Here is a 23,644-nt window from a genome sequence, read left to right as displayed (position 1 = left end):
TAATTGGCTGATAGGTCTTTTAAGTTTAAAATATAATATTATCTTTAATAAGTTCAATGTTTTTTATAAAAATTTTTCGATCGTGCATTTGGATCGCACCACATTCTTTTAGCTGATGCATGATCCGACTAACACTGCTGGCTGCATTGATGCCGCAAAAATGAGCGAGATCTTCATTTGTAACAACAAAATCGATCAAGACCCCATCTTCGAATTCGATCCCGAATTTGTCATATAAATCATAAATCTGCGTGCAGACAGCACCAAATTTTCCGTTCATCAGCATTTGTTGTGTTCGTTTCATTGATTTGAGTAATCGTTCACGATAATAGTTTTTAACGTAAATTTGAAGATCGATGTTTTGATTGATATCTTTCCAAAATTCGACCCGATCTATTTGATAAAGTTCTGCTGTTTCTGATTCGACTCGAATGTTGAAAGGGGCATCGATGAATTGTGAATACTCATCCTTTAACAAAGAAACGACTTCCAAATCCGTAATATATTCCAAATTAAATTCACGGCCATCGCGAGAGATGACGCTTGTTTTGATAACTCCACTTTTCAAAATATATACATGGTGGTCTTGAATTCCTTCATAGAGAATATATTTCTTGTAGTCTTTCGTGACGACAGGGAATTTTTTTTGTTCTAAGTAGTCTGTTAAGGCCGTATTATCCAATTTATCATTGTTCCTTCCGCAATATACTTGAATTCATAGCTATTTTATCATAATCACTAATTCACATGGATAAAAAATATATGTCAAAAGGATAGTAACAAATGTTACACCTCTTTTCTACTAAAAAGCGATAATTCAAATTTATATCTTCTTTTTTTATTATAAAAGACGATTTCGCGATTTGTTTATATCCGTATAATCAATCAAGTAAGTCAAACAAACCAAATAGTCTAGTGAATAGAAAATTTGGAAATAATAGGAGTGGTTATTTATGAAAAAATGGACAAGCGCAATGATCGAACGGTTAGAATCAGCTTATAAGGTACGGTTTGAAAAGGAAGCGGTATTGGTCTTTCTAAATGATGCCTACCAAAATGCGTTGATGCTTAGAAAAGACTATGCGCAAACAGACAAAACACTAGATGATTTTTTGGCGGAATTTGACTACACGCGGGATTTATTCGTCAGTCAAGCAGTGGATCGCTATCCATCAAACTACAATAAAGTCGCAGAGAAGATTTCTAATCTAAAGAAATTAAATGAAAGTATCGCATATTAATTGAGAGTGGGTAATGACAATCAAGGAAGAAGAAAAATTATTCAATAAAGGATTTATCACCATTACGATCATCAACTTTATCGTATTTTTAGTTTACTATTGCTTTGTCGTGATTACGGCAAAATACGCTACACAAAGTTTAGGTGCCACGACCGCACAAGCTGGATTTGCAGTCGGTATCTATATCATCGGAACATTATTGGCTCGTTTATATATCGGAAAGAAATTGGAATTATTCGGCCGAAGAGCGGTTCTACGTTACGGAGCCTTATTTTATTTGATCACTACAGCAGCTTACTTAGTAAGTTCGAATATTTTCATTTTAGATGGCGTTCGCTTCTTGAATGGTTTTGGTTACGGAGCTGTTTCAACGGCTGCGAATGCAATCGTTACTGCCTATATTCCTGAGTCTAAATATGGTGAAGGAATTAATTATTATGGTTTGAGTACTAGTTTAGCAGCAGCCATCGGGCCATTTATCGGCTTGCTGTTACTACCGATCGTTGGCTTTAAAGCGATCATTATTATTGCGATCGTTTTAGCTTTCTTAACGATGATTGCTTGCTTTAGATTTAAAGTCGTTAACATTGAATTATCAGAAGAACACCGAGCACGAATCAATAAATTTAGTCTTGAGAGCTTTGTCGAAATGAAGGTCTTGTTTATTGCGGCTATTGCCTTTTTGATTGGGATTGCTTACTCAAGTGTATTAGGATTCCTATCGATTTATGCAGATGAATTACATCTAGTGACGGCAGGGGCCTTCTTCTTTGTTGTTTATGCTTTAGTTGTGACATTGACGCGTCCAATGTCAGGTCGTATCTTTGATAAACGCGGTGAAAATGCAGTTATGTATCCAAGTTTTATTTGTTTGACTATCGGATTGATTCTATTAGCCTTTACCCAAACTGCTACCGTATTACTGATTGCTGGTGCTTTTGTGGGCTTAGGCTATGGAACATTCATGGCTAATGGTCAAGCGGTGACCTTAAAATTAGTCGAACAAGAACGAATTGGTGTGGCTTTGTCGACTTACTTTATCGGTTTAGATCTAGGATTAGGTGTTGGACCATACTTATTAGGTGGGATCAAAGGCATCCTAGGTACGTATCAACATATCTATATTTTCTGCGCAGTGATTCCGATCATTGTTGCTGTCTTGTATATGATTTTCTATCATCCAAATAAAAAAGTGAAAGTGAATCATTAATATAAAGAAAAAGCCTTGTCTCTGAATTTAGAGACAAGGCTTTTTTTATACCCGTAGTAATTGATCAGTGATTTGTTGTTCTAAAACATGGTTTTGATTAATGTTCGCGTAGTAATTTGCTTGTTTCAAAAGCTCGATTTGGTGAGTATCTTCTGATTGGACGATCGCTTTTTCAAAAAAGAGTTCTTCCAGACCTTCGGTGATATTTATTTCTAATAACGTTTGGATTCCTTCATCACACAAGTCGTTGACTTGCTGATGTTGGCCTTTTTCGGCAAAAAAACGAGCGGCTTGGCAATAAGATGTTCCTAATTTTTCTGAATTTATCATTTTTTCCTCCACTTGTTCAGCGCGCTCAAAAAAAATCCGGGCCCGCTGTTTTTCTTGATTAGCTTGATAACAAGTAGCTAATCCTTTTAAAACTAAAAGTTCGTACCGTTTTTCTTCACTTAAAAAAGTCGCTGCCCGTTGAAAATAGTACACCGCTTTTTGTGTATCCTGACGATAAAACAAAGTTGCATAGGCACGAAAATAAAAGAGATGACCGATTATTCGTCTGCTCTCATAGTTTATTCTTTTTCCAAAGGTATCTAATAAGAAGAGAATTGCTGCAAATTCTTGGCGTAAATGCAAGCAACGAATCAGCTGTAACATAAAGACTTCCGATGCCAAAGTCGTTTTAGGAAAAACTTTGTGATAAGGAATGTCTAATCGTTGGCAAAGATCCAAAATAATTTCTAATATACCCTCATTTTTTTGTTCCAGCAGTATTAAATCCTCTGTTGAACAAATGAATGCGAGATCTTCGTAGGTCAATTGTCGTGCTTCACGTTGTTGTCTAATCATAAATCCGTTAGCTCTCATGAATGGCCTCCTATAAATAACGCTTACAAGTTAATTCTAAAGGGTCTATTAAAAAATCACAACAAATATACCGAATAAATATCTGTTTTTTAATTTTTTTTATAGTTTTATAAAGATAATATTAGTTATATTAAATATATTATTTAGCGCATTTAATTTTTATTTATCATACATTTTTATATTTTATTAAAAGTGTATATGTTATTTAATAAATGATAAAGGACTTGCGTTTCTACTTTTGTATGATAAAATGTTTAAAAATATGAAATGGAAGAGTGATTATGATGAGAAAAATGAATGTTGCAATCGTTGGCGCTACAGGCGCTGTAGGAACACAAATGATCAAGTTATTAGAAAGTAGTTCACTACCTTTAGGGACTGTTAAACTTTTAGCTTCAAAGCGTTCTGCAGGTAAGCAACTTTCATTTAAAGGCGAGTCAAAAACAATTGAAGAATTGGTTCCTGAATCATTTGAAGGAGTGGATCTGGCCTTATTCTCAGCTGGCGGAGGTATCTCTGCTAAGTTTGCCCCTGAAGCGGTCAAACGAGGTGCGATCGTGGTTGATAATACCAGCCATTTTCGAATGGACCCGGAAGTTCCATTAGTCGTACCTGAAGTAAATCCTGAAGCGTTACGATCACATAAAGGAATTATTGCAAATCCAAATTGTTCAACGATTCAGATGATGGTGGCGCTAGAACCGATCCGTCAAGCATTTGGTTTGAAACGTGTGATCGTTTCTACTTATCAAGCAGTTTCTGGTGCGGGAAATCAAGCGATGGAAGAATTAAGACAACAGACACGTGATTATTTAGCTGATAAACCAGTTGATCAGTGGCAGACAGAGATCTTGCCATGCAGTGGCGATGAAAAACATTATCCATTAGCTTTTAATGCATTGCCGCAAATCGATGTTTTTGCAGAAGCAGGTTATACGTATGAAGAGTGGAAAATGATCAATGAAACGAAGAAAATCATGGAAGATGAAACGATCAAAGTCTCTGCTACTTGTGTACGTATTCCAGTGATGAGCGGACATTCGGAATCAGTTTACATTGAAACAGAAAAAGCAGCTAGTGTTGCGGAGATTCAAGCATTGATCGCTAATGCTCCCGGAGCAATTTTAGAAGACGATCCTAGTCAACAAATTTATCCGCAAGCTATCAATAGTGTGGGGAGAAAAGAAACTTTTGTTGGTCGGATCCGTAAAGATCCTGATGAAGAAACCGGTATTCATTTATGGGTCGTTTCAGATAACTTGCTAAAAGGCGCTGCTTGGAATTCATTACAAATTGCAGAAACAATGTATGAAATGGGTCTTTTTGAATAGAGAACTAAACAGTCTAAAGCAAAAGCTGCTTTAGACTGTTTCTTTTCCTCTAAAACTAGAGGCTTTCCAATCGATGGTTTTTCAAAAAAAATCATGTATAATAGCTAGTGAGTATAAAAGCACAGATCGTACTGATTACGGGATCTGAGTAAGCTGAATATAATAGATAAAAATAATTTGCGAGGTGTATATTTTGAGTACAATCAAAATCATTCCCTTCGGTGGCGTGCGTGAAAATGGTAAAAACATGTATGCAGTCGAAGTGGATAATGATATTTTTGTCCTAGATTGTGGACTAAAGTATCCAGAAAATGAGTTGTTAGGAATCGATGTTGTGATTCCAGATTTTACCTATTTAATAGAAAATAAAGAACGTGTAGCGGGTGTCTTTTTGACTCATGGTCATGCGGATGCCATTGGCGCTTTACCATATTTAGTTTCTGAAGTCGCTGTTCCTGTTTTTGGGACTGAATTAACAGTTGAGTTAGCGAAATTGACAGTCAATCAAAACGATGAAAGCAAAGGTTTTAAAGATTTCCATGTGATCGACGAACATACAGAAATCGATTTTGGAACAGCCTTGATCAGCTTTTTCCGTACGACGCATACAATTCCTGATTCTGTCGGAATTAGTTTGAAAACGGATGAAGGGACGATCGTCTATACAGGTGATTTCAAATTTGATCCGACAGCGATTCCGATGTATGCGACGAATTATCGTCGTTTGGCGGAAGTGGGCTCAGAAGGGGTTTTGGCGTTACTAAGTTCTTCTTCGAATGCCGAAAATCCGATCCAAGTAGCTTCAGAACAAGAAATCGCTGGAGAAGTCTATGATACGATCAATGAATGGCCTGGTCGGATCATCGTTGCCAGTGTTGCAAGTAATTTACAACGAGTTCAACAAGTTTTGAATGCTGCAGAAAAAGCCAAACGTAAAGTAGTGTTGACTGGTCAAGACTTAGACCGCATCTTAAAAACAGCGATGCGTTTGAAAAAATTAGAAGTACCAGAAGATATTTTGATTACTGTGAAAGAAATGAAAAAATATCAACCTGAAGAATTACTGATTTTGGAAACGGGACGAATGGGCGAACCAATCAAGTCATTACAAAAAATGGCCAATCGCTCACATCGTAATCTGAAAATCGAAGATGGCGATTTAGTTTATATCACGACAACACCAACGATCGCGATGGAAACAACGGTTGCTAAGACCGAAGATATGATCTATCGTGCAGGCGGGGTAGTGAAGAGTATTTCTGAAAATCTTCGAGTATCAGGTCATGCAAATCCACGTGATTTACAATTGATGATAAATTTCATGTCGCCTAAATACTTTATTCCAGTTCAGGGTGAATACCGTCAATTAGCAGCCCATGCGCATTTAGCGAATGAGTTGGGGATGCCATTCAAAGATATCTTTATCACAGGTCGAGGAGATGTCTTAGAATATAAAAATAAACACATGAGTGCTGCTGGAAGCGTACCTGCTGACAATATCATGATTGATGGTATTGGTGTTGGTGATATCGGGAATATTGTTTTACGTGACCGTAAAGTATTGTCAGACGATGGTATTTTTGTAGTTGTTGTGACGATCGATCGTAAGTTGAAAAAAATTGTTTCTGCACCACAAATCACTTCACGTGGATTTGTTTATATCAAAGCTAGCCGTGATTTGATCAAAGAAAGTGCTGAAACAACCAGCGAAATTGTAGAAAAACATTTGCATTCAGACGATTTTGAATGGAGCAAATTAAAACAAGATATCCGGGATCAATTAAGCCGCTATCTATTTGAGCAAACAAAACGTCGCCCCGTGATCCTTCCAGTTATCATGGAAGCGAATCAACGCCGTGGCCGCCGTAAATAAAGACAAAAAAGTCCTTCAAACAAAAAGAATGTTTGGAGGGCTTTTTTTCAATAGCTATCATTCTGTTTTTTGATAGAAATGGAGTATGATAATTATAGAAGTAAATGTAGAGAGGGTTGGTCATATGTTAGAGAAACCATTGAAATGCCCAAATTGTGGCACGTATTTTTTTGTTGAAGAAGTATTGAACGTTGAGGATCATCCGAAAGACAATATGCCGATTGAATGTCCAAATTGTCACCATGTATATGAAAAAAGAATCTCAAATGGCTACTTTGCAACATTTGAAGATGGAAAAAATGGTAAATATATGAAATAAGCGAGGGAGTTATTCCTCGTTTTTTATTTTAAGTTGCTTTTTTATCCGTCCATCCGCTAGAATAGCTATGGCTTATTTTTCTAGTGGAAGGAAGTTTTATATGAAAAGTTATCAAGATAATCCAGAGGTTCAAAAAAATCGCTGGTGGATTTTAGTTTCCGTGGCAATGTTTACCTTTATGTCGACGTTAGATTCAAGCATTGTCAATATCGCTCTGCCAACGATTTCGAAAGATTTAGCTGTACCAATGAACAAAGCAGAATGGGTCGTATCAATTTATTTGATGATCGTCTGTGCGTGTCTGCTTCTTTTCGGAAAAGTCGGAGATAGTTTCGGGAAAATCCGAGTCTACCGCATCGGTACAGTCATTTTTACATTAGGCTCATTATTATGTGGGTTCAATCATTCTTTGTCGATGCTGCTTTTTGGACGAGTGGTCCAAGGAATTGGAGCAAGTATGACGATGGCTACTAATACGGGTATTACTACAGAAGTATTCCCGATGAATGAGCGCGGAAGAGCATTAGGAGCAGTTGGAGCTTTCGTTTCTTTAGGAGCAATTGCGGGTCCTGGTATCGGTGGGCTGATCTTAGCGCATTTTTCTTGGTCGTATATTTTTTGGATCAACGTTCCAATCGGAATCTTAACGATTTTGATCGGCGAGAAATTTTTGCCGAAAGATATCACGATGTCGAAAAAGAAAATCGATTGGTTGGGATTTGTTACTTTTGCCGTGACGATCATGAGTTTTTTTGGTGCGATTTTTATCGGTCAAGAAGTGGGATATATCCATACGGTACCCTTGGTATTATTAGTTATTGCGATCGTCTTTTTTGTGGTATTTATTCAAGTCGAAAAACGCAAAGAAAATCCGTTGTTAGTGTTTGATATTCTAAAAAATAAAATGTTTACAATGAGTTTATTGACGGCTTTGTTGATTTTTTCAGCCAATTTTTTTGTGAATGTCGTTGTACCATTCTATTTACAAAATGCACGTGGCTTAACAGCCAGCTATGCGGGTTTGTTGATGATGGTCTTTCCCTTTTTAATGGTGATCGGTTCCCCTTTAAGTGGTTACTTGACTGACAAAATTGGTCCTCAACGTTTGGTTTTATTGGGTTTGACATTATTGTCGATTGCACAGTTGTTATATGTGTTCATGAACCAAACAAGTCCTATTTGGTATTATGTTTTAGCAACAGCTATCATGGGATTTGGGAATGCGTTGTTCCAGTCGCCAAATAATACGATCGTGATGAGCAGTGTTGAAAAAGACAATTTAGGTGTAGCTGGCAGTATGAATTCATTTGCTCGCAACTTAGGAATGGTGATCGGGATTGCCTTAGCAACAACAATTTTATATAGTGGGATGACAGTTGCTTACGGTCAACGTGTCACAACATATATTGAAGGACGTCCAGATATCTTTATCTTTGGGATGCGTGTCACCTTTATTGTTTCATTGATTTTATGTATAACTGGGTTCATTCTTTCATTGGTTCGTTTTAGAAAAAGAGCGGCCAAATAAAAATTGATTGCTATATTAGTACAAAAGAAGTCACTCGTTACGTGTATGGTAACGGTTGACTTCTTTTTTTTGTAACACTCTGTTATACTAGTTTTGCTAAGCTGTACTACTTATGATAAATATACGCTAAAACAGGAGGAAGTTATGGCGACAAAACATGATTTGATTCTGGAACATATTGAGAGTCTGCCGGTGGGTGAACGCATCTCTGTGCGCAGTATCGCAAAAAATTTGAATGTTAGTGAAGGCACGGCTTATCGTGCCATTAAAGATGCAGAAAATATTGGGTTAGTTTCTACGATCCAGCGCGTGGGAACAATCCGCATCGAAAGAAAATTGAAAAAAAATATCGAACGTTTAACGTTTGGTGAAGTCGTTCGAATCATTGAAGGTGAAGTATTAGGCGGAGCTAATGGGCTAGATAAAGATCTGAATAAATTTGTGATCGGTGCGATGACGGTAGATGCCATGCGCCGCTATATCACGCCAGGTTCTTTATTGATTATCGGAAATCGAGAAGGTGCACAAAAATTAGCATTGCAAGAGGGCGCTGCAGTCTTGATCACAGGGGGATTTGGAACAACTGATGAGATCTCACAACTTGCTGATGAGTTAAATCTCCCTGTTTTAAGTACCACGTACGATTCTTTTACCGTAGCGACAATGATCAATCGAGCGTTGAGCGATCAATTGATCAAAAAAGACATCATGCAAGTCAGTGATATCTATATGCCATTAGAAAAAACCGTGTATCTGCAATCTGGGGATACGATTTCCAGCTATCACCGTTTATCAGAACAAACAGGCCATTCGCGTTTTCCGGTCGTAAATAAAAGTTTGCGTGTTTTAGGTGTAGTAACGGCAAAAGATGTTTTAGGAAAAGCGGATAATCAATTGATCGATCGGGTAATGACTCGTGAGCCTAATGTGGTTAAGCAAAGTATGAGCGTGGCTTCAGTCAGTCACCAAATGATTTGGGATGGCTTAGAGATGATGCCGGTGGTAAAAGATGATCTATCACTTGTTGGGATGGTCAGTCGTCAAGATGTGATGAAGGCGATGCAACTAGTCCAACGACAACCACAAATGTCGAATACGATTTCTGATCAAATCGTAGGAGACATCATTACGATCGATACTGACCGGGAGGATAACCCGTTAGAAAATCCCTATTTTAGATTTGAAGTTACTCCGCAGATGGTCAACAGCGTGGGAACGATTTCTTTTGGTGTTTTAAGTGAAATCGTTGCTAATGTAGCGCAACGAAGTATTTTATTGGACCAACGCCGTAATACGTTGATTGAACAAATGAACTTGCATTATTTACGTTTGATCCAATTAGAAAGTGAAATCGAAATCCATTCAAAAACATTGGAATTGGGGCGTCGTTCAGCAAAAGTTGATTTAGAAGTTTATATCGATAATGTGATCGTGGCCAAAGCAATCGTTGTTTGCCAAGTGATGGAACGTTCGTAGAAAGAGGAATTTTATATGACAATAACTGAAAAAATCGTTGCGATGATCCAGCAATATGACCGCATCATTATTCATCGCCATATGCGCCCAGACCCAGACGCCTTGGGTTCTCAGTGTGGATTAGCTGAAATCTTGCGAGCAACATATCCAGAAAAAGACATCTATCAAGTTGGTGGTCCGGTGGAAGGACTCGGGTTTTTAGCTGAAATGGATGAAATCGCGGATGATTTATACACAGGCGCATTAGTGATCGTGACCGACACCGCAAATGCGCCGCGAATCAGTGATGAGCGGTACAAATTAGGCGATAAATTAATCAAAATCGATCATCATCCGAATGATGATCCGTATGGTGATCTTCTATGGGTGAATACAAAAGCCAGCAGCTGTAGTGAAATCATTGCCGATTTAGCTTTTACTGAAGATTTGGTGATCACAGAAAATGCTGCGCGTCTTTTATATGGCGGAATAGTGGGTGATACGGGTCGTTTCTTGTATCCGGCAACTACTTCTCATACCTTGATGGTAGCAGCTAAATTATTAGATCATGGTTTTGATTCAGCTAAATTGAATCGTCAGATCGACCAAATTTCATTGGAAGTGGCCAAACTTTCTGGTTATCTTTATCAGAATTTACAGATCGATGAGCAGGGCGCGGGTTATGTGATTTTGGATCAAGCAATCTTAAATAAGTATGGGATCAAAGATTCTGATACAGCCGCGTTGGTTCCATTACCAGGGACGATCGATACTGTATTAGCGTGGGCTGTTTTTGTTGAACAACCAGAAGGTTATTATCGAGTTCGCTTGCGATCTAAAGGCCCGGTAATCAATGAATTAGCTAAGCAATATCACGGTGGGGGGCATCCGTTAGCTAGTGGAGCGAATGCTAAAGACCAAGCAATGTGCCAAGAAATTTATCAAAAAATTCAAGTACTGTGTGCGGATTATCAAGAAAATAAATAATATGAAATGAGACTGTATAAAAGGTAAAAAGACCTTTGTACAGTCTTTTTTATTGAGAAAGGCTTTTCAAGCACGTTGATTTCCGTTAAACTAAATATTCATAAAAATAGTTTATTGGAGGAAGAGCATGCCAAACTGCCCAATGTGTCAATCAGAGTATACATATGAAGATCGTGGATTATTTGTTTGTCCGGAATGCGGTCATGAGTGGTCTGAAAGTGAAACAATCGAAGAAGGACTAATTGTTAAAGATAGTAATGGAAATATTTTGCAAGATGGAGACAGCGTGACAGTAATCAAGGATTTGAAAGTCAAAGGGGCTTCAGGTGCGATCAAACAAGGAACAAAAGTCAGAAATATTCGGTTGGTCGAAGGCGATCATAACATCGATTGTAAAGTCGATGGCTTTGGCCCGATGAAATTAAAATCAGAATTCGTTAAGAAGCTTTAAAAGAGAGCAAAATTTAGCAAGACATTCATAAAAAAATACATCTTTCGTGCTACACTTATATTAAGAAGCTGTTCTGATTTAGTGAACAGTAAAATTTCTTGATCAGAGGAGAATGTTTATGTACGGATCCTATTACAATTTTTTTGACCCCACATTTTTATTAGTGATCGCAGGATTAGTCATTTCTGGCTTAGCCTCTGCTTATGTAAATTCAACGTTTCGCAAATATGATGAATTCCGTAGCAGTAAAGGTGTGACTGGAACTTCTGCTGCTGAATATATCTTGCGTAGTCAAGGCATCACGGATGTCGGTGTTCAGCAGATTTCAGGGAATCTAACGGATAATTATAATAGCGGGAATAAGATGCTCAGTTTATCAGAAGCGACAGCACAATCTACATCGGTAGCTGCGATCGGAGTAGCAGCTCACGAATGTGGGCATGCGGTTCAAGATGCTAAAAATTATTTACCTTTGCGTTTGCGAGCAGCCATCGTCCCAGTAGCAAATATTGGTTCAACATTATCTTTCCCATTGATTATGATCGGGGTATTTATGAGTTGGAACCAAACTTTGATTAATATTGGGATTTTGGCTTTCTCATTAGCCTTGATCTTTCAATTAGTGACTTTGCCAGTAGAATTTGATGCCTCTCGCAGAGCATTAGCTATTCTAAGAGAAGGTGGTCTGTTGCAAGAAGATGAGCTTGCGGCAGCTCGTAAAGTATTAGTAGCCGCAGCTCTGACTTATGTAGCGGCTGCCTTAGCAACCTTTTTACAGTTATTGCGACTAGTTTTATTATTCGGCGGAAATCGCAATCGTGATTAAAGAATCGACAGTTGTCGGTTCTTTTTTTTATTTCTGACCAATTTGATGATGACGCTTTCGTTAGTAGGATGCACTTGATTATTTTAAATTTTAAGAGTGTGTTATCATGAAGAAAAGGAGCTGATACCATGAAAAAATCAACTAAAGTAAAAATTGGAGTAGGAGTTATTTTTGCAGCCAGTACAGCAACCGCCGTGGTTATTTCCGGACAGCTAATCGAGAAGGCGCGTCATGCTACGAATCGTCATAAAGTAAAACGTTTTGTGAATGATAAATTTGATGGTAGTGAAACGTTGTTATCGATCGTTGATAAATTATCTGATGACGATCTAGACAATATGATGAATATTTTGGATAAAATTAAAAGCGGAAAAAAGCGCGTATCGGTCTATGGTGATTCCATCAAAGATACGACCGAAGATCTAAGAAGTAAATTGATGGATTTTGTTGATAAAGTAATGTAAAAATATAGCGGTACTTTCTGTAAGTCTGCTATTTTCGCACTTCAAACTACTTATTGGTGACAATGGGTAGTTTTTTTGTCGTGGTAATTATGATAGAGTAAAAAGACGATTTAAGTTAAAAAAGTGAGCGAGGAAAGACATGGAACGTGAAAGTCAACTAACCGAAGAAGAAAAAAATTTTTTTATGCAGGCTGCGATCGAGGAAGCGAAAAAAGCGGAAGCACTTGCTGAGGTTCCGATTGGTGCTGTCGTTGTTTACCATGGAGAAATCATCGGACGAGGACATAACCTGAGAGAGCACAGTCAAGATGCTACGAGTCATGCGGAAATGTTTGCAATTCGAGAAGCATGTAAAAAATTAGATAATTGGCGGTTGGAAAAGTGTCAAATTTTTGTGACGTTAGAGCCATGCCCGATGTGCAGCGGCGGCATGATTTTATCACGAGTTGAAGAAGTCTATTTTGGGGCGTATGACCCTAAAGGTGGAACTGCGGGTACGTTGATGAATCTGTTGACAGACGAGCGTTTTAATCATCGAGCGTATGTGGAAGGCGGAATCTTGGAGGCTGAATGCGGAGCATTATTGACTAATTTTTTCCGGCAACTGCGAGCTCGCAAAAAAAAGACTAGTCAAAAAGAATAGAATTTGTTATACTAATTCTTGCCGAAAGGCAGGACAATGTCGGGCTTGTGAATTGTGTCAGATCCGGAAGGAAGCAGCACTAAGCAGGATCCGGCATGTGTCTGTTATAGAGACGATAATGGTAGGCTGAGCGCCTGCTTTTTTTTTACCTAAAATTTCAACGATGTTTATTTAGTATTGAACGTAATTAATTGAAGCGATTTTAAATAAAGCGTAAACTAAAGCTAGCAAATCCTGGAGGTGTTAAGGATGAAAGAGAAAAACGCATTTCATATCAATGGGTATCTTGGTTTAGTTGGATTGATCCTCGTTTTATTAGCTGGTCTATGGTGTGTAGCAACCGGAGATAACCGAGCTAGTTTTGGTCTGATCATTATAGGTATTCTATTGTGGATCATCGCTGCACTATTTCTTAGTTCATTGACGATCGTAGGACCCAACAACGCAAAAGCTGTTTTGTTTTTTGGTAAATATTTAGGAACGATCAAAGAGAATGGTTTGTTTATTACGACTCCTTTGACTCGGAAAATCCCTATATCCTTGAAGGTTCGAAACTTTAACAGCTCGTTACTCAAAGTAAATGATGCCGATGGGAACCCAGTAGAGATTTCAGCAGTTGTCGTTTTTAAGGTAGTCGATACAGCTAAAGCCTTGTTCGATGTTGATTATTATTTGGATTTTGTTGAGATCCAAAGTGAAACGGCGATTCGCCATATCGCTACGCAATATTCATATGATACTTTCAACGAAGATGATTTGACGTTGCGAGGCAATACCGCAGAAGTGTCGGAAGAGTTAGCAAAAGAATTACAAGAACGCCTAGCGATGGCAGGAGTAGAAGTGATCGAGACTCGTTTGAATCATTTAGCTTATGCAACTGAAATAGCTAATGCAATGTTGCAACGACAACAAGCAAGAGCTATTTTATCAGCTCGTCAAACAATTGTAGAAGGGGCCGTTACGATGACTCAAATGGCTCTGGAACAAATTGAAAACGGGCAAGATATTCACTTTACAGATGATCGAAAAGTCCAATTGATCAATAATCTGCTTGTTTCTATTATCACGGATAAAGGAACACAACCTGTGATCAATACAGGCGATTTGTCTGAAAAATAATAAGGAGGAACCTAAATGGAAAAACTGTACATCAAACAAAAAGTCTTTAGTATTGGTGAAAAATTTACCGTTGTAGATGAGGACCAACACCCTCGATACTTTGTCAAAGGCAGCTTTTTGAAGATTCCTAAAACTTTTCGGATTGAAGATGAAAAAGGTAACGAAGTCAGTAAAATCACTAAGAAAGTGATTAGTCTTCTACCTAAATTTACTGTTGAAATAGATGGTAAAGACGCGATTGAAATTTCAAAACATTTGAGTGTCTTCAAGGCGAAATATGTCATTTCAGCAGAAGACATCAAAGTAGAAGGCAATTGGTGGGATATGGATTTTGAGGTTTCCCAAAAAGGCCGCAAAGTTGCTGAAATTCATAAGCGCTGGATTTCGTGGGGCGATTCTTATGAGATCACGATTTTAAATGATTCATTAGAGGAATTGATTGTTTCGCTAGTCATCGCGATCGACTGTGTGAAAGATGACGAAAATTCTAATGCCTCGTCATCTTCAGATTAAAAAAGCACTGCAACTGATTAAAGTTGCGGTGCTTTTTTTGTGATCGATTAGTCGTTTATTTTAAATTCGGGATTTTCAAGAGCTAATAATTGTTGTTTGATTTTTAACCCTTCTGCACTTGAGCCAGAATAACCGACCAATTGACCGCTTTTTCCAATCACCCGATGGCAAGGGATCAAAATCGGCAACGGATTCTTACGATTGGCTTGACCTAATGCTCGTACCGCCTTTGGTCGTTGGATACTTTCAGCTACTGCTTGATAACTGCAAGTTGATCCATAAGGTATTTTTGCCAGCGCGTGCCAAACTGCTTGTTGAAAAACTGTACCATGTTCAAATGCATAGGGAAGATCAAATGCTTTTCGTTCGCCATTTAGATATTCTAAGATTTGTGTTTGTGCTTGGAGCAAAAGAGTCTGATTTGCTAAAGGATGTTCATCGATTGGTGTATAAGAAATCTGAGTCAAAAAATGTGGATCAGCATTTAACCAAATAGTGCCCAGGGAAGATTCGAACTTCATGTACCCACCTACTTTTTTAGATTGGAGATGACAAAAGCAGAAGTTGAATACTTCTGTCAACGCTTCTAGTGTAGCTCTATGGTACTATAGATGGAACGTAAAGAGTCGAAAAGAGGTAGAACAATGGAAAAAATTATCCTTTTACATACCAATGATCTACATTCCCACTTAGAAAATTGGCCTAAGATTCGTCGTTTTTTAACAGAACGTAAACAAGAGGAAACGGCTGATCAAACTGTGATCACGATCGACTTAGGCGATTTTGTCGATCGTTGGCATCCGTTGACCGAAGCAACGAATGGTCAAGCCAATATCGAGCTGATGAATCAGATTCATTACGATGCAGCAACGATCGGAAATAATGAAGGTGTAGGAAATTCTAAAGAGGAATTGAACCATTTATACGATCAAGCTAATTTTGATATCGTGCTAGATAATTTATTTGATAAAAAAACATTGCAGCCGCCAGCTTGGTCCCAACCTTGTAAAATCATCACGACTGAATTAGGAACAAAAATTGGATTAGTAGCATTTACAGCACCATTTCCTTTAACGTACAATCCCAATGGTTGGGATATCCGTCAAGTAATGGATATTTTACCCGAGTTGATTTCTAACCTGCGATCTAAAGTAGATGTTGTCGTATTGATGAGTCATTTAGGTATCAGTGCTGACCGCTTGATCGCTAAAGAACTGCCTGAGATCGATGTGATTTTAGGGTCCCATACCCATCATTTATTTGAAAACGGGGAAAAAATCGGTGACGTTCAACTAGCTGCTGCCGGTAAATATGGTTATTACGTTGGTGAAGTACAAGTGATGATAGATGAGAATCATCAGATCCAAAAAACTGTTGCTCGAACGTTTGCAACAGAAAAAATGTTGGATATCCCAGAGGATCGAGCGGAGATCGCAGGCTATCTAGACGAAGGCCATCGCTTATTATCGGAAAAAAAAGTAGCGCAACTACCTTTTGTTTTAGAAACAGATATCGCTTCTGCACACCCAATGATCAACTACGCCTTAAAGGCCGTTAAAGAAGCTGCGGGGACTGAAGCGGCTGTTCTGAATTCGGGTCTATTTTTAACAGATATTCCGGCGGGGGTGATCAATCAAGATCAACTGCATACTGCCTTGCCACATCCGATGCATTTGATCAAAGTAACCTTGACAGGAAATGATTTGATTCGGTTGGTTTTAGAAATGGAAAAAAACCGCCACTTTTTGATTAATTTCCCAGTTATGGGGATGGGCTTTCGTGGAAAAGTTTTTGGCCATCTCGTATATGACGGAATTGAATACGATGCTATCAATCATCAAGTTCGTTGGCTCGGGGAATTAGTTGATCCTGAGTTAGAATATACGATTGCAACAGTGGATCATTTCATGTTTGTTCCCTTCTTTCCGACGATCGAAATTGCTGGTCGGTATGAATTTTTATTTCCGGCTTTTATTCGGACAGTTGTGGGTGACTATCTGTATACTCACTATCCAATCAAATAAAAACAAGGTATAATAACAAACAGGTGGTGAGACGATGACAAGAGAAAAAAAAGACCAAAAAGAGCAGCAACAAACAACTGAAAAAACAGTTACACAAGAAATGACTGAAGTCTTAGATGAAATCGTCGAGACGCCCGCTGAAGAAAAGAAAAAAGGTGAGCATGTCATTTTTGTAGATGACAGCAATCTTTTAATTGGCGAACGCCAATATCGTTTAGTTAGAAATTACCGTGAGGGCTTTGATGCCGAACGTTTAGGTGAACGCTTTAGTGAGGTCTTGACGCGCTATGATTATGTTGTAGGAGATTGGGGATATGACCAATTACGTTTGAAGGGCTTTTTCCGAGAAGATGATCGAAAGAGCATGCCTGAGCAACGGATCGATGCTTTAGAAGATTATTTATATGAATATTGCAATTTTGGTTGTGCGTATTTTGTATTGGAACGGACGGACGGCAAACGTCAGCAAAATCGTAAAAAACGAAAACGAAAACGTAAAGATAAACCGCAAGCATTTGTAGAAGAGAAAAAAGCGACTGTTTCGGAAACACAGAAAAAGAAACCTGTGATCAAAAATCGTCAACCGAAAAAAGCCGCTCCAGCGAAAACCAAAGAAAAAGATGAACGCTTTGTGATTCGTCAAAGAGAAGAGTAGATATATGTATAAAGGATATTTAATTGATTTAGACGGAACGATCTATCGTGGAAGCGAACCAATCCCTGCAGGACGTCGGTTTGTCGAGCGGCTTCAAGCACGTCAAATTCCTTTTTTGTTTTTGACGAACAATACGACAAAGACACCGCAAACGGTAGCAGATCGTTTAGCAAATGAATTTTCAATCTATGTTAGCCCAGAGACTGTTTATACGGCGACTTTGGCAACGATTGATTATATGAACGATGCAGACAAAGGTAAAAAAGTATTCGTGATTGGTGAACCGGGTTTGATCGATCCAATTTTAGCTGCTGGTTATGAATGGGACACTGAAAATCCAGACTATGTTGTCGTGGGCTTAGACACGGAAGTCACCTACGAAAAATTTGTGACAGCAACGTTAGCAATTCAAAAGGGAGCGACTTTTATCGGAACCAATCCCGATAAAAATATTCCGACAGAACGAGGATTATTACCTGGTGCTGGCTCGGTGATCGCTTTGATCGAAGCTTCTACACAGCGATCAGCAATTTATATCGGTAAACCTGAAGCGATTATCATGGAAAAAGGCTTAGAAATACTAGGATTAGCTAAATCAGAAGTGTTGATGGTGGGCGATAATTATACGACGGATATTCTTGCGGGTATCAATAATGGAATCGATTCTTTATTAGTTTTATCCGGCTTTACGCAAAAAGAAGAAGTACCTGATCTGCCAGTGCAACCGACTCATTTAGTCGATTCATTAGACGAGTGGAGCTTTGATGAAAAATAAATGGTTCGATAAAGTTGGGTTGGTTTGTCTGATTGTAGCTTTATTAACACTGGCGATCACGTTGACGATCAATGCCCGTTGGTTGTATCAGTTTGATATCATGCACTTAAACTTATTAGATTATACGACGCTATCGGACAAGGAGTTATTGCATAATTTTGATCAGTTGATGCAGTATTTGAACATGCCTTGGATCCATAACTTGAAGCTGGATGATTTTCCAGTTTCAGCGAGTGGAGCTTTGCATTTCTATGAAGTCAAAAGGTTGTTTCTTTTGAATTATGGTCTTTTGATTGTGACGGTTGTTCCAAGCGTTTTTTATGTAAGAAGACTCATTAAGCAAAAGCGACTTTGGACATTGATTCAGCCGTTTAAATTGGCGATGGTCGTACCAATCGTTATCGCTTTTTTAATGGCAGTTAATTTTGATCAATTCTTTATAACATTTCATGGATTGTTCTTTAATAATGATGCGTGGATCTTTAATCCTGCAACCGATCCAATTATCAATGTTTTACCGGAGACTTTTTTCTTACACTGTTTTATCTTATTTTTTATTTTGTTAGAAACTTTTTACTTTCTACCAATTTATTTTGGAAAAAGAGCATTAAAAAAAGAGCAGTAAGCTCTTTTTTTAATGCTCTTATTTGACGATAGAATCCAACTTGCCCGGATCTTCATGTGCTAAACGACTAGCAGCTGAAGCTGCAATTGCCCCGACTAAATCATCTAAAAAAGTATGAACATGTATACCATCATGTTCATTTAATTTTTTTAGGATTCCAGGTTTTACCTTGTCGATATACCCATAGTTAGTAAAGCCGATCGAACCGTAAACATTGACGATCGATAGTGCCATGATTTCATCGATACCGTATAACCCTTCGTCTTCTTCAAGAATTTTTTGCAATGGATCATCTAATTTTTTTTGTTCAGCTAATTTATCCAATGCGATCCCAGTGATGATTGCGTTATGAACCTCACGTTTAGTTAATACACGATCAACACTGTCCATGCATACTTGGATATCCAATTCAGAAATATAATCTTTTTGTAAAAAGAAAACCAATTCAGCGATATCTTTAATCGTTACACCGCGTTCTTCCAATAAGTCACGGGCGTTTTGTTCTAATGTGGTTGTTTCGTAGACCATTCTTTTGCCTCCATCAAATCTATTTTTGTGGAAATAGACTGGTACTGTGTCCTGGTTGTGTCCGGTTTTTCGGGTTGATGTAATGGAGAGCATTGTTAACAGCTGTAGGAGCTTCGCCCATACCAGTCGCAATCAATTTTACTTTTCCATCATAGGTTGCGATATCGCCGCACGCATAGACCCCAGGGATAGAAGTACGCATATCTGGTTCCACTAGGATTGCTTGACGAGTACTTTCGAGTCCCCAAGAACGTAAATGTTCAAGTGAAGAAGAAAACCCATAATTAACAATCAAGTAATCAATATTCAGATTAATTGTCTCATCGCTCTTCGTTTTTTGCAAAGTTAAACGATCTAATTCTTGCTCACCGTTCAATTCTGTCAAAATATATGGTGTATAAATGTTGACGGAAGAAGTTTTCAACTTTTCAACACTGTGTTCATGACCGCGGAATTGATCGCGACGATGGATCAGTGAGACTTCATCGGCTATCGGTTCTAACATCAAGGCCCAATCAATCGCAGAATCCCCGCCGCCTGCAATTGCCACTTTTTTGCCGGCATATTTCATCAAGTCGTTGATATAATAATCTATCCCATGATTTTCGAATTTGTCTGCTTGTTCGATTTGTAAGCGTCTAGGTTGGAACGAGCCATTACCGATCGCTAACACGACGGCTTTGGTATAATGACTCTCTTTATTAGTAATCAACTCTAAATAATCATCATGTTGCTTTAATTCTAGTACTTCTTCATCCAAACAATACGTATGTGAGAAGGTCCGTAGTTGTTTTTCTAAATTGCTGACCAGGTCTGCCGCTTTAACAATGGGAAACCCAGGAATATCATAAATATTTTTCTCAGGGTAAAGTGTTGTCAACTGTCCGCCAAGTTGCGGTAAGCTGTCGATCAGCTTTGTTTTTGCTTGACGTATCCCTGCATAAAAGGCAGCAAACATCCCAACGGGGCCTGCGCCTACAATGGTTATATCAAAAATTTCCATATCCTCACCCTTTCTTTCCTACTCAATTGTAACAAATAATTTAAATAGAAAGAACCGCTTAGCTTAAGGAGGTGGCAAAACGGTAAAAGTTTGTTATGATAGATGGAGCAAAAAATAAAGGAGGAATTTGAAGTGTCTCAATTTCCACAATTAAACCTAACAGAAGAAAAAGGTCCAAAAGCGACAATCAAAACAAATATGGGAGATATTACTGTTCAACTATTCCCTGAAGAAGCACCAAAAACAGTTGAAAACTTTGTACAATTGGCGAAGAAGGGTTATTACGATGGCGTGATTTTCCACCGTGTGATTCCGGATTTCATGATTCAAGGTGGCGATCCAACCGGTACAGGCATGGGTGGTGAAAGTATTTATGGTGAAAAATTTGAAGATGAATTTTCACGTAACCTATTCAATTTACGCGGTGCTTTATCAATGGCGAATGCTGGTCCTAATACAAATGGCAGCCAGTTCTTCATCGTAAACAACCAAAATGTTCCAGCCAACATGATGGCTCAATTAGAAGAAGCCGGTTTTCCAGGTGAAATCATCGAAACATATAAACAAGGAGGAACTCCTTGGCTAGACTTCCGTCATACAGTTTTCGGACAAGTGACAGAAGGTATGGATGTTGTTGATAGTATCGGCAATGCTAAACGCGGTGCTCAAGACAAACCAGTACATGATATCGTAATCGAATCAATCGAAATCTCTGACTAAAAAAAGAACGGCCAAGCGGCCGTTCTTTTTTTTAGTTTAAAGCCAAAACGATTCGTTTTAATCCTTCTTCCAAAATAGAACGTGGACAAGCGACGTTTAATCGCATATGTTGTTTACCACCAGATCCATAACTGACACCAGTATTTAATACGACTTTTCCTTTATGGACGAAACGTTCTTCCAATTCACTATCTGAAAAACCATACGCTGAAAAATCAATCCATAATAAGTACGTAGCTTCAGGCTCCATTACTATTGCTTTCGGTAAATGTATACGGAAATATTCTAAAGTAAAAGCTATATTTGATTGGAGGTAGCTCAATAAGTCATTTAACCATGGCTCGCCAGCTTGATAAGCTGCTTCCATACCAACTAACCCAAATGTATTGATTTCTTGTTGGAAATTTTCTTGTTGCTTATTTAATAGTAAGTCACGCAGCTTTTTATTTTTAACAAAAGCCAGTGAGTTTTTTATTCCAGCCAAATTAAATGTCTTGGTCATTGAAGTAAATTGAATACTAAAATCACTAAAATTTTCTCCGGCATTAAAAAATGAAGTCATACGTTTAGGTGCAAAGACTAGATCTTGGTGGATCTCATCGCTTAATACAAGAACATTATATTTTTTACATAGTTTTCCTAGCTGATTCAATTCCGTTTCAGACCAGACACGACCTCCAGGATTATGCGGATTGCATAGGATCATCAGTTTTACTTGTTGCTTATTGAATTTTTCTTCTAAATCACCAAAATCAATGACGAATCGGTGATTTTTTTCAATCAAACGACTGCGAACTAATTTTCTCCGGTTATTAGTAATGATCGTAGCAAAAGGTGGATAAACAGGATCATGAATCAGAATGGCATCATTTGGTTTTGTCAATGCTTGGATAGCAGTAGTAATCCCTGCCAATACACCGGAGAAAAAGAGAATTTCTTCCTTATTGAGATTCAATTCATGCTGTCTATTTTCCCAAGCGATGATTTTTTGATAGAGACTGTCTGAAATATCGCTATAGCCAAGAACACCATCGTTTAATAATTTTTGATAAGCTTCCAAAACAGCGGGCGGCGTTTTGAAATCCATATCAGCGATCCATAAAGGTAGAAGCTCTTTTTCATTATAGGTTTTTAAAATGGTGTCCCATTTGATACTGTTGGTTCCTAAACGATCAATTGGCTGATCAAAATTAGTCATACATCTTCCTCCAATGTCTAAACTTCTATTTTATTACTAAGTACAGTATAATGAATCATACGAAAAGAGGGAAACGAATGGGATATAAAATTGGAGATATTATTGAAGGACGTGTAACAGGTATCCAGCCATATGGCGCATTCATTTCGCTAGATGAGCAGACTCAAGGACTGATTCATGTTTCGGAGATTCAATCAGGATTTACTAAGAACATCCACAGCTTTTTAGAAATTGGTCAAACGATCAAAGTACAGATTATTGATATTGATGAATATACGAAAAAAATCAGTTTGTCCTTGCGTACATTAGCGGATCATAAAACAGAGATACCTTATCATCGTAAACGGTACTTTACCAACCGTAATAAAAATATTGGTTTTCGTTCGATTGAAAAGAATATGCCTATTTGGACAGAAGATGCGATTGATTATTTATTGAAAGAACGAGTGGAAAATTAATATAGGTTTTATGCAAAAAATATCTTTTTTTCAGAAAACATGATACAATGATGGCGATTTATGATTAGCTTTTTGCAGAGGTGAAAATTGTGACAAAACAAGTATCTGGAACAATCATGTTGCACTTAGAAGATGGATCAAAACGTTTTTTAGTTCACGAAATTGGAAATGAGAGAGAATTTGCTCGCACTGATACTAAAGCAGAGAATACAGTTTTAGCTAGTTTTTTAAATTTTTTAAAGAGTACATTGCATATCGATGTAAACGACATCCGCTTGGTTGAGTTAACAAATACTCAGTCACAAGGAAGTAATTTACCTTTATACGTTTTTGAAATGGTTAGTTCAGAAGCAACCGAATTGCCAGAAGGATTTGCATGGGAAAGTCCCGAAAGCGTTCGGAAGATTCTTGGAACTATTGAAATTGAGGGCGTACCTTTATTTGAATAATCATTAAGAAAAGAGCTTATGAAAATAAGTTCTTTTTTTTATGAAAAAAACTATTGACCAATCATTAATAACATGGTAAATTAATAAACGTTGCTGATGCAGCAAAAACCGAACAATGACTTTTGAAATTAAAAAAACTTCAAAATAGTTGTTGACATTAACTTTTAAATCTGTTAAGATATAAAAGTTGCTGAAACAAAGCAACAAACAATGTAGACCTTTGAAAACTGAACGAATAAAACAAACCAAATGTGTAGGGCGTTTCTTTTAATAGAAACAAACAAAACATAGCAAGCAATATGCTAGCAAGTCAATTTTTAAAATTGAGCTTAACAATCGCAAGATTGTTTCAAACACTTTTTATGAGAGTTTGATCCTGGCTCAG

Annotated in this window: 27 protein-coding genes and 1 other RNA gene; 22 read left to right on the top strand and 6 right to left on the bottom strand. The window is 37.9% G+C overall.

Annotated elements, in window-relative coordinates; all coding sequences use genetic code 11:
* Positions 1-25: 25 nt before the first annotated feature.
* Positions 26-682 (bottom strand): Crp/Fnr family transcriptional regulator, encoded by a 657-nt coding sequence (locus ACKTSC_RS10550; protein ID WP_332581228.1) that lies wholly within the window; start codon positions 680-682, stop codon positions 26-28.
* 271 nt (positions 683-953) lie between these two features.
* Between ACKTSC_RS10550 and ACKTSC_RS10545 the strand changes: the two genes are divergently transcribed.
* On the top strand, positions 954-1,241 hold the full coding sequence (locus ACKTSC_RS10545; protein ID WP_332581227.1) for a hypothetical protein: 288 nt from the start codon (positions 954-956) through the stop codon (positions 1,239-1,241).
* 13 nt (positions 1,242-1,254) lie between these two features.
* A complete protein-coding gene (locus tag ACKTSC_RS10540; protein WP_407857562.1) occupies positions 1,255-2,451 on the top strand; it encodes an MFS transporter in 1,197 nt (398 codons plus the stop codon).
* A 45-nt stretch (positions 2,452-2,496) separates the two neighbouring features.
* On the opposite strand, the gene ACKTSC_RS10535 is transcribed toward ACKTSC_RS10540, so the two are convergent.
* Positions 2,497-3,315, bottom strand: a complete 819-nt coding sequence (locus tag ACKTSC_RS10535) for a hypothetical protein (protein ID WP_407857561.1) — start codon at positions 3,313-3,315, stop codon at positions 2,497-2,499.
* Between the two features lie 281 nt (positions 3,316-3,596).
* On the opposite strand from ACKTSC_RS10535, the gene ACKTSC_RS10530 reads away from it, so the two are divergent.
* The 13 genes from ACKTSC_RS10530 (at position 3,597) to ACKTSC_RS10470 (ending at position 14,824) form a co-directional block, all read left to right on the top strand.
* Positions 3,597-4,646 carry an aspartate-semialdehyde dehydrogenase gene (locus ACKTSC_RS10530; protein ID WP_407856288.1) on the top strand — a complete coding sequence of 350 codons (1,050 nt, stop codon included), beginning with the start codon at positions 3,597-3,599 and terminating at the stop codon, positions 4,644-4,646.
* Positions 4,647-4,839: 193 nt separating this feature from the next.
* The gene (locus tag ACKTSC_RS10525; protein ID WP_407857560.1) at positions 4,840-6,519 is read left to right on the top strand and encodes a ribonuclease J; all 1,680 of its coding nucleotides are present in this window, start codon (positions 4,840-4,842) and stop codon (positions 6,517-6,519) included.
* A gap of 124 nt (positions 6,520-6,643) precedes the next feature.
* Positions 6,644-6,838 (top strand): hypothetical protein, encoded by a 195-nt coding sequence (locus ACKTSC_RS10520; protein WP_332581222.1) that lies wholly within the window; start codon positions 6,644-6,646, stop codon positions 6,836-6,838.
* 100 nt (positions 6,839-6,938) lie between these two features.
* Positions 6,939-8,366 (top strand): MFS transporter, encoded by a 1,428-nt coding sequence (locus ACKTSC_RS10515; protein ID WP_332581221.1) that lies wholly within the window; start codon positions 6,939-6,941, stop codon positions 8,364-8,366.
* 144 nt (positions 8,367-8,510) lie between these two features.
* Positions 8,511-9,842 carry a DRTGG domain-containing protein gene (locus tag ACKTSC_RS10510; RefSeq protein ID WP_407856287.1) on the top strand — a complete coding sequence of 444 codons (1,332 nt, stop codon included), beginning with the start codon at positions 8,511-8,513 and terminating at the stop codon, positions 9,840-9,842.
* A gap of 15 nt (positions 9,843-9,857) precedes the next feature.
* Positions 9,858-10,808: a DHH family phosphoesterase gene (locus tag ACKTSC_RS10505; protein ID WP_407857559.1), complete on the top strand. Its 951-nt coding sequence runs from the start codon at positions 9,858-9,860 to the stop codon at positions 10,806-10,808.
* A 127-nt stretch (positions 10,809-10,935) separates the two neighbouring features.
* On the top strand, positions 10,936-11,259 hold the full coding sequence (locus ACKTSC_RS10500) for a zinc ribbon domain-containing protein YjdM (protein ID WP_407857558.1): 324 nt from the start codon (positions 10,936-10,938) through the stop codon (positions 11,257-11,259).
* Between the two features lie 118 nt (positions 11,260-11,377).
* Positions 11,378-12,085, top strand: a complete 708-nt coding sequence (locus ACKTSC_RS10495) for a zinc metallopeptidase (RefSeq protein ID WP_407856285.1) — start codon at positions 11,378-11,380, stop codon at positions 12,083-12,085.
* Between the two features lie 128 nt (positions 12,086-12,213).
* Positions 12,214-12,549 (top strand): hypothetical protein, encoded by a 336-nt coding sequence (locus ACKTSC_RS10490; RefSeq protein WP_332581216.1) that lies wholly within the window; start codon positions 12,214-12,216, stop codon positions 12,547-12,549.
* Between the two features lie 139 nt (positions 12,550-12,688).
* Positions 12,689-13,192 (top strand): tRNA adenosine(34) deaminase TadA, encoded by a 504-nt coding sequence (gene tadA, locus ACKTSC_RS10485; protein ID WP_407857557.1) that lies wholly within the window; start codon positions 12,689-12,691, stop codon positions 13,190-13,192.
* Between the two features lie 27 nt (positions 13,193-13,219).
* An RNA gene (ffs, locus tag ACKTSC_RS10480) (signal recognition particle sRNA small type) lies at positions 13,220-13,301 on the top strand.
* A gap of 140 nt (positions 13,302-13,441) precedes the next feature.
* Entirely contained in the window at positions 13,442-14,311 is an 870-nt protein-coding gene (locus tag ACKTSC_RS10475) for an SPFH domain-containing protein (protein WP_407856283.1), read from the top strand.
* Between the two features lie 15 nt (positions 14,312-14,326).
* Positions 14,327-14,824, top strand: coding sequence for an LURP-one-related/scramblase family protein (locus ACKTSC_RS10470; protein WP_332581213.1), 498 nt, complete (start codon positions 14,327-14,329; stop codon positions 14,822-14,824).
* 47 nt (positions 14,825-14,871) lie between these two features.
* Here the strand turns inward: ACKTSC_RS10470 and ACKTSC_RS10465 are convergent, their stop codons facing one another.
* On the bottom strand, positions 14,872-15,345 hold the full coding sequence (locus ACKTSC_RS10465) for a methylated-DNA--[protein]-cysteine S-methyltransferase (RefSeq protein ID WP_407857556.1): 474 nt from the start codon (positions 15,343-15,345) through the stop codon (positions 14,872-14,874).
* Positions 15,346-15,468: 123 nt separating this feature from the next.
* On the opposite strand from ACKTSC_RS10465, the gene ACKTSC_RS10460 reads away from it, so the two are divergent.
* From ACKTSC_RS10460 to ACKTSC_RS10445, 4 genes are read left to right on the top strand one after another with little or no spacing between them, the layout of a single operon-like run.
* On the top strand, positions 15,469-16,848 hold the full coding sequence (locus ACKTSC_RS10460) for a bifunctional metallophosphatase/5'-nucleotidase (RefSeq protein ID WP_407857555.1): 1,380 nt from the start codon (positions 15,469-15,471) through the stop codon (positions 16,846-16,848).
* A gap of 34 nt (positions 16,849-16,882) precedes the next feature.
* Positions 16,883-17,503: a YutD family protein gene (locus ACKTSC_RS10455; RefSeq protein WP_407856280.1), complete on the top strand. Its 621-nt coding sequence runs from the start codon at positions 16,883-16,885 to the stop codon at positions 17,501-17,503.
* A gap of 4 nt (positions 17,504-17,507) precedes the next feature.
* A complete protein-coding gene (locus ACKTSC_RS10450) occupies positions 17,508-18,278 on the top strand; it encodes a TIGR01457 family HAD-type hydrolase (protein WP_407856279.1) in 771 nt (256 codons plus the stop codon).
* The gene (locus ACKTSC_RS10445) at positions 18,268-18,903 is read left to right on the top strand and encodes a TIGR01906 family membrane protein (protein ID WP_407857554.1); all 636 of its coding nucleotides are present in this window, start codon (positions 18,268-18,270) and stop codon (positions 18,901-18,903) included. The genes ACKTSC_RS10450 and ACKTSC_RS10445 overlap by 11 nt, the downstream gene beginning before the upstream one ends.
* Positions 18,904-18,921: 18 nt before the next feature.
* Here the strand turns inward: ACKTSC_RS10445 and ACKTSC_RS10440 are convergent, their stop codons facing one another.
* Entirely contained in the window at positions 18,922-19,431 is a 510-nt protein-coding gene (locus tag ACKTSC_RS10440; protein WP_332581207.1) for a phosphatidylglycerophosphatase A family protein, read from the bottom strand.
* Positions 19,432-19,450: 19 nt separating this feature from the next.
* A complete protein-coding gene (locus ACKTSC_RS10435) occupies positions 19,451-20,434 on the bottom strand; it encodes an NAD(P)/FAD-dependent oxidoreductase (protein WP_332581206.1) in 984 nt (327 codons plus the stop codon).
* Positions 20,435-20,566: 132 nt separating this feature from the next.
* Between ACKTSC_RS10435 and ACKTSC_RS10430 the strand changes: the two genes are divergently transcribed.
* A complete protein-coding gene (locus ACKTSC_RS10430) occupies positions 20,567-21,154 on the top strand; it encodes a peptidylprolyl isomerase (protein WP_332581205.1) in 588 nt (195 codons plus the stop codon).
* A gap of 31 nt (positions 21,155-21,185) precedes the next feature.
* On the opposite strand, the gene ACKTSC_RS10425 is transcribed toward ACKTSC_RS10430, so the two are convergent.
* The gene (locus ACKTSC_RS10425) at positions 21,186-22,352 is read right to left on the bottom strand and encodes a MalY/PatB family protein (protein ID WP_407857553.1); all 1,167 of its coding nucleotides are present in this window, start codon (positions 22,350-22,352) and stop codon (positions 21,186-21,188) included.
* Between the two features lie 77 nt (positions 22,353-22,429).
* Here ACKTSC_RS10425 and ACKTSC_RS10420 point away from each other — a divergent pair, with 77 nt between their 5' ends.
* Both ACKTSC_RS10420 and ACKTSC_RS10415 read left to right on the top strand, forming a co-directional pair.
* Positions 22,430-22,810, top strand: a complete 381-nt coding sequence (locus ACKTSC_RS10420; RefSeq protein WP_332581203.1) for a CvfD/Ygs/GSP13 family RNA-binding post-transcriptional regulator — start codon at positions 22,430-22,432, stop codon at positions 22,808-22,810.
* Between the two features lie 86 nt (positions 22,811-22,896).
* Positions 22,897-23,259, top strand: a complete 363-nt coding sequence (locus ACKTSC_RS10415; protein ID WP_332581232.1) for a hypothetical protein — start codon at positions 22,897-22,899, stop codon at positions 23,257-23,259.
* Positions 23,260-23,644: the final 385 nt, after the last annotated feature.

Source organism: Enterococcus hailinensis (assembly GCF_045862035.1).
Taxonomy (GTDB): domain Bacteria; phylum Bacillota; class Bacilli; order Lactobacillales; family Enterococcaceae; genus Enterococcus_A; species Enterococcus_A hailinensis.
This window is presented reverse-complemented; position numbering and strand designations above follow the sequence as displayed.

Bases quoted from the DNA above. Each gene is read 5' to 3' on its own strand.
- ACKTSC_RS10545 (WP_332581227.1), top strand. From the start codon at position 954: ATGAAAAAATGGACAAGCGCAATGATCGAACGGTTAGAATCAGCTTAT.
- ACKTSC_RS10540 (WP_407857562.1), top strand. From the start codon at position 1,255: ATGACAATCAAGGAAGAAGAAAAATTATTCAATAAAGGATTTATCACC.
- ACKTSC_RS10535 (WP_407857561.1), bottom strand. From the start codon at position 3,315: ATGAGAGCTAACGGATTTATGATTAGACAACAACGTGAAGCACGACAA.
- ACKTSC_RS10530 (WP_407856288.1), top strand. From the start codon at position 3,597: ATGATGAGAAAAATGAATGTTGCAATCGTTGGCGCTACAGGCGCTGTA.
- ACKTSC_RS10520 (WP_332581222.1), top strand. From the start codon at position 6,644: ATGTTAGAGAAACCATTGAAATGCCCAAATTGTGGCACGTATTTTTTT.
- ACKTSC_RS10515 (WP_332581221.1), top strand. From the start codon at position 6,939: ATGAAAAGTTATCAAGATAATCCAGAGGTTCAAAAAAATCGCTGGTGG.
- ACKTSC_RS10510 (WP_407856287.1), top strand. From the start codon at position 8,511: ATGGCGACAAAACATGATTTGATTCTGGAACATATTGAGAGTCTGCCG.
- ACKTSC_RS10505 (WP_407857559.1), top strand. From the start codon at position 9,858: ATGACAATAACTGAAAAAATCGTTGCGATGATCCAGCAATATGACCGC.
- ACKTSC_RS10500 (WP_407857558.1), top strand. From the start codon at position 10,936: ATGCCAAACTGCCCAATGTGTCAATCAGAGTATACATATGAAGATCGT.
- ACKTSC_RS10495 (WP_407856285.1), top strand. From the start codon at position 11,378: ATGTACGGATCCTATTACAATTTTTTTGACCCCACATTTTTATTAGTG.
- ACKTSC_RS10490 (WP_332581216.1), top strand. From the start codon at position 12,214: ATGAAAAAATCAACTAAAGTAAAAATTGGAGTAGGAGTTATTTTTGCA.
- tadA (WP_407857557.1), top strand. From the start codon at position 12,689: ATGGAACGTGAAAGTCAACTAACCGAAGAAGAAAAAAATTTTTTTATG.
- ACKTSC_RS10475 (WP_407856283.1), top strand. From the start codon at position 13,442: ATGAAAGAGAAAAACGCATTTCATATCAATGGGTATCTTGGTTTAGTT.
- ACKTSC_RS10470 (WP_332581213.1), top strand. From the start codon at position 14,327: ATGGAAAAACTGTACATCAAACAAAAAGTCTTTAGTATTGGTGAAAAA.
- ACKTSC_RS10465 (WP_407857556.1), bottom strand. From the start codon at position 15,345: ATGAAGTTCGAATCTTCCCTGGGCACTATTTGGTTAAATGCTGATCCA.
- ACKTSC_RS10460 (WP_407857555.1), top strand. From the start codon at position 15,469: ATGGAAAAAATTATCCTTTTACATACCAATGATCTACATTCCCACTTA.
- ACKTSC_RS10455 (WP_407856280.1), top strand. From the start codon at position 16,883: ATGACAAGAGAAAAAAAAGACCAAAAAGAGCAGCAACAAACAACTGAA.
- ACKTSC_RS10450 (WP_407856279.1), top strand. From the start codon at position 17,508: ATGTATAAAGGATATTTAATTGATTTAGACGGAACGATCTATCGTGGA.
- ACKTSC_RS10445 (WP_407857554.1), top strand. From the start codon at position 18,268: ATGAAAAATAAATGGTTCGATAAAGTTGGGTTGGTTTGTCTGATTGTA.
- ACKTSC_RS10440 (WP_332581207.1), bottom strand. From the start codon at position 19,431: ATGGTCTACGAAACAACCACATTAGAACAAAACGCCCGTGACTTATTG.
- ACKTSC_RS10435 (WP_332581206.1), bottom strand. From the start codon at position 20,434: ATGGAAATTTTTGATATAACCATTGTAGGCGCAGGCCCCGTTGGGATG.
- ACKTSC_RS10425 (WP_407857553.1), bottom strand. From the start codon at position 22,352: ATGACTAATTTTGATCAGCCAATTGATCGTTTAGGAACCAACAGTATC.
- ACKTSC_RS10420 (WP_332581203.1), top strand. From the start codon at position 22,430: ATGGGATATAAAATTGGAGATATTATTGAAGGACGTGTAACAGGTATC.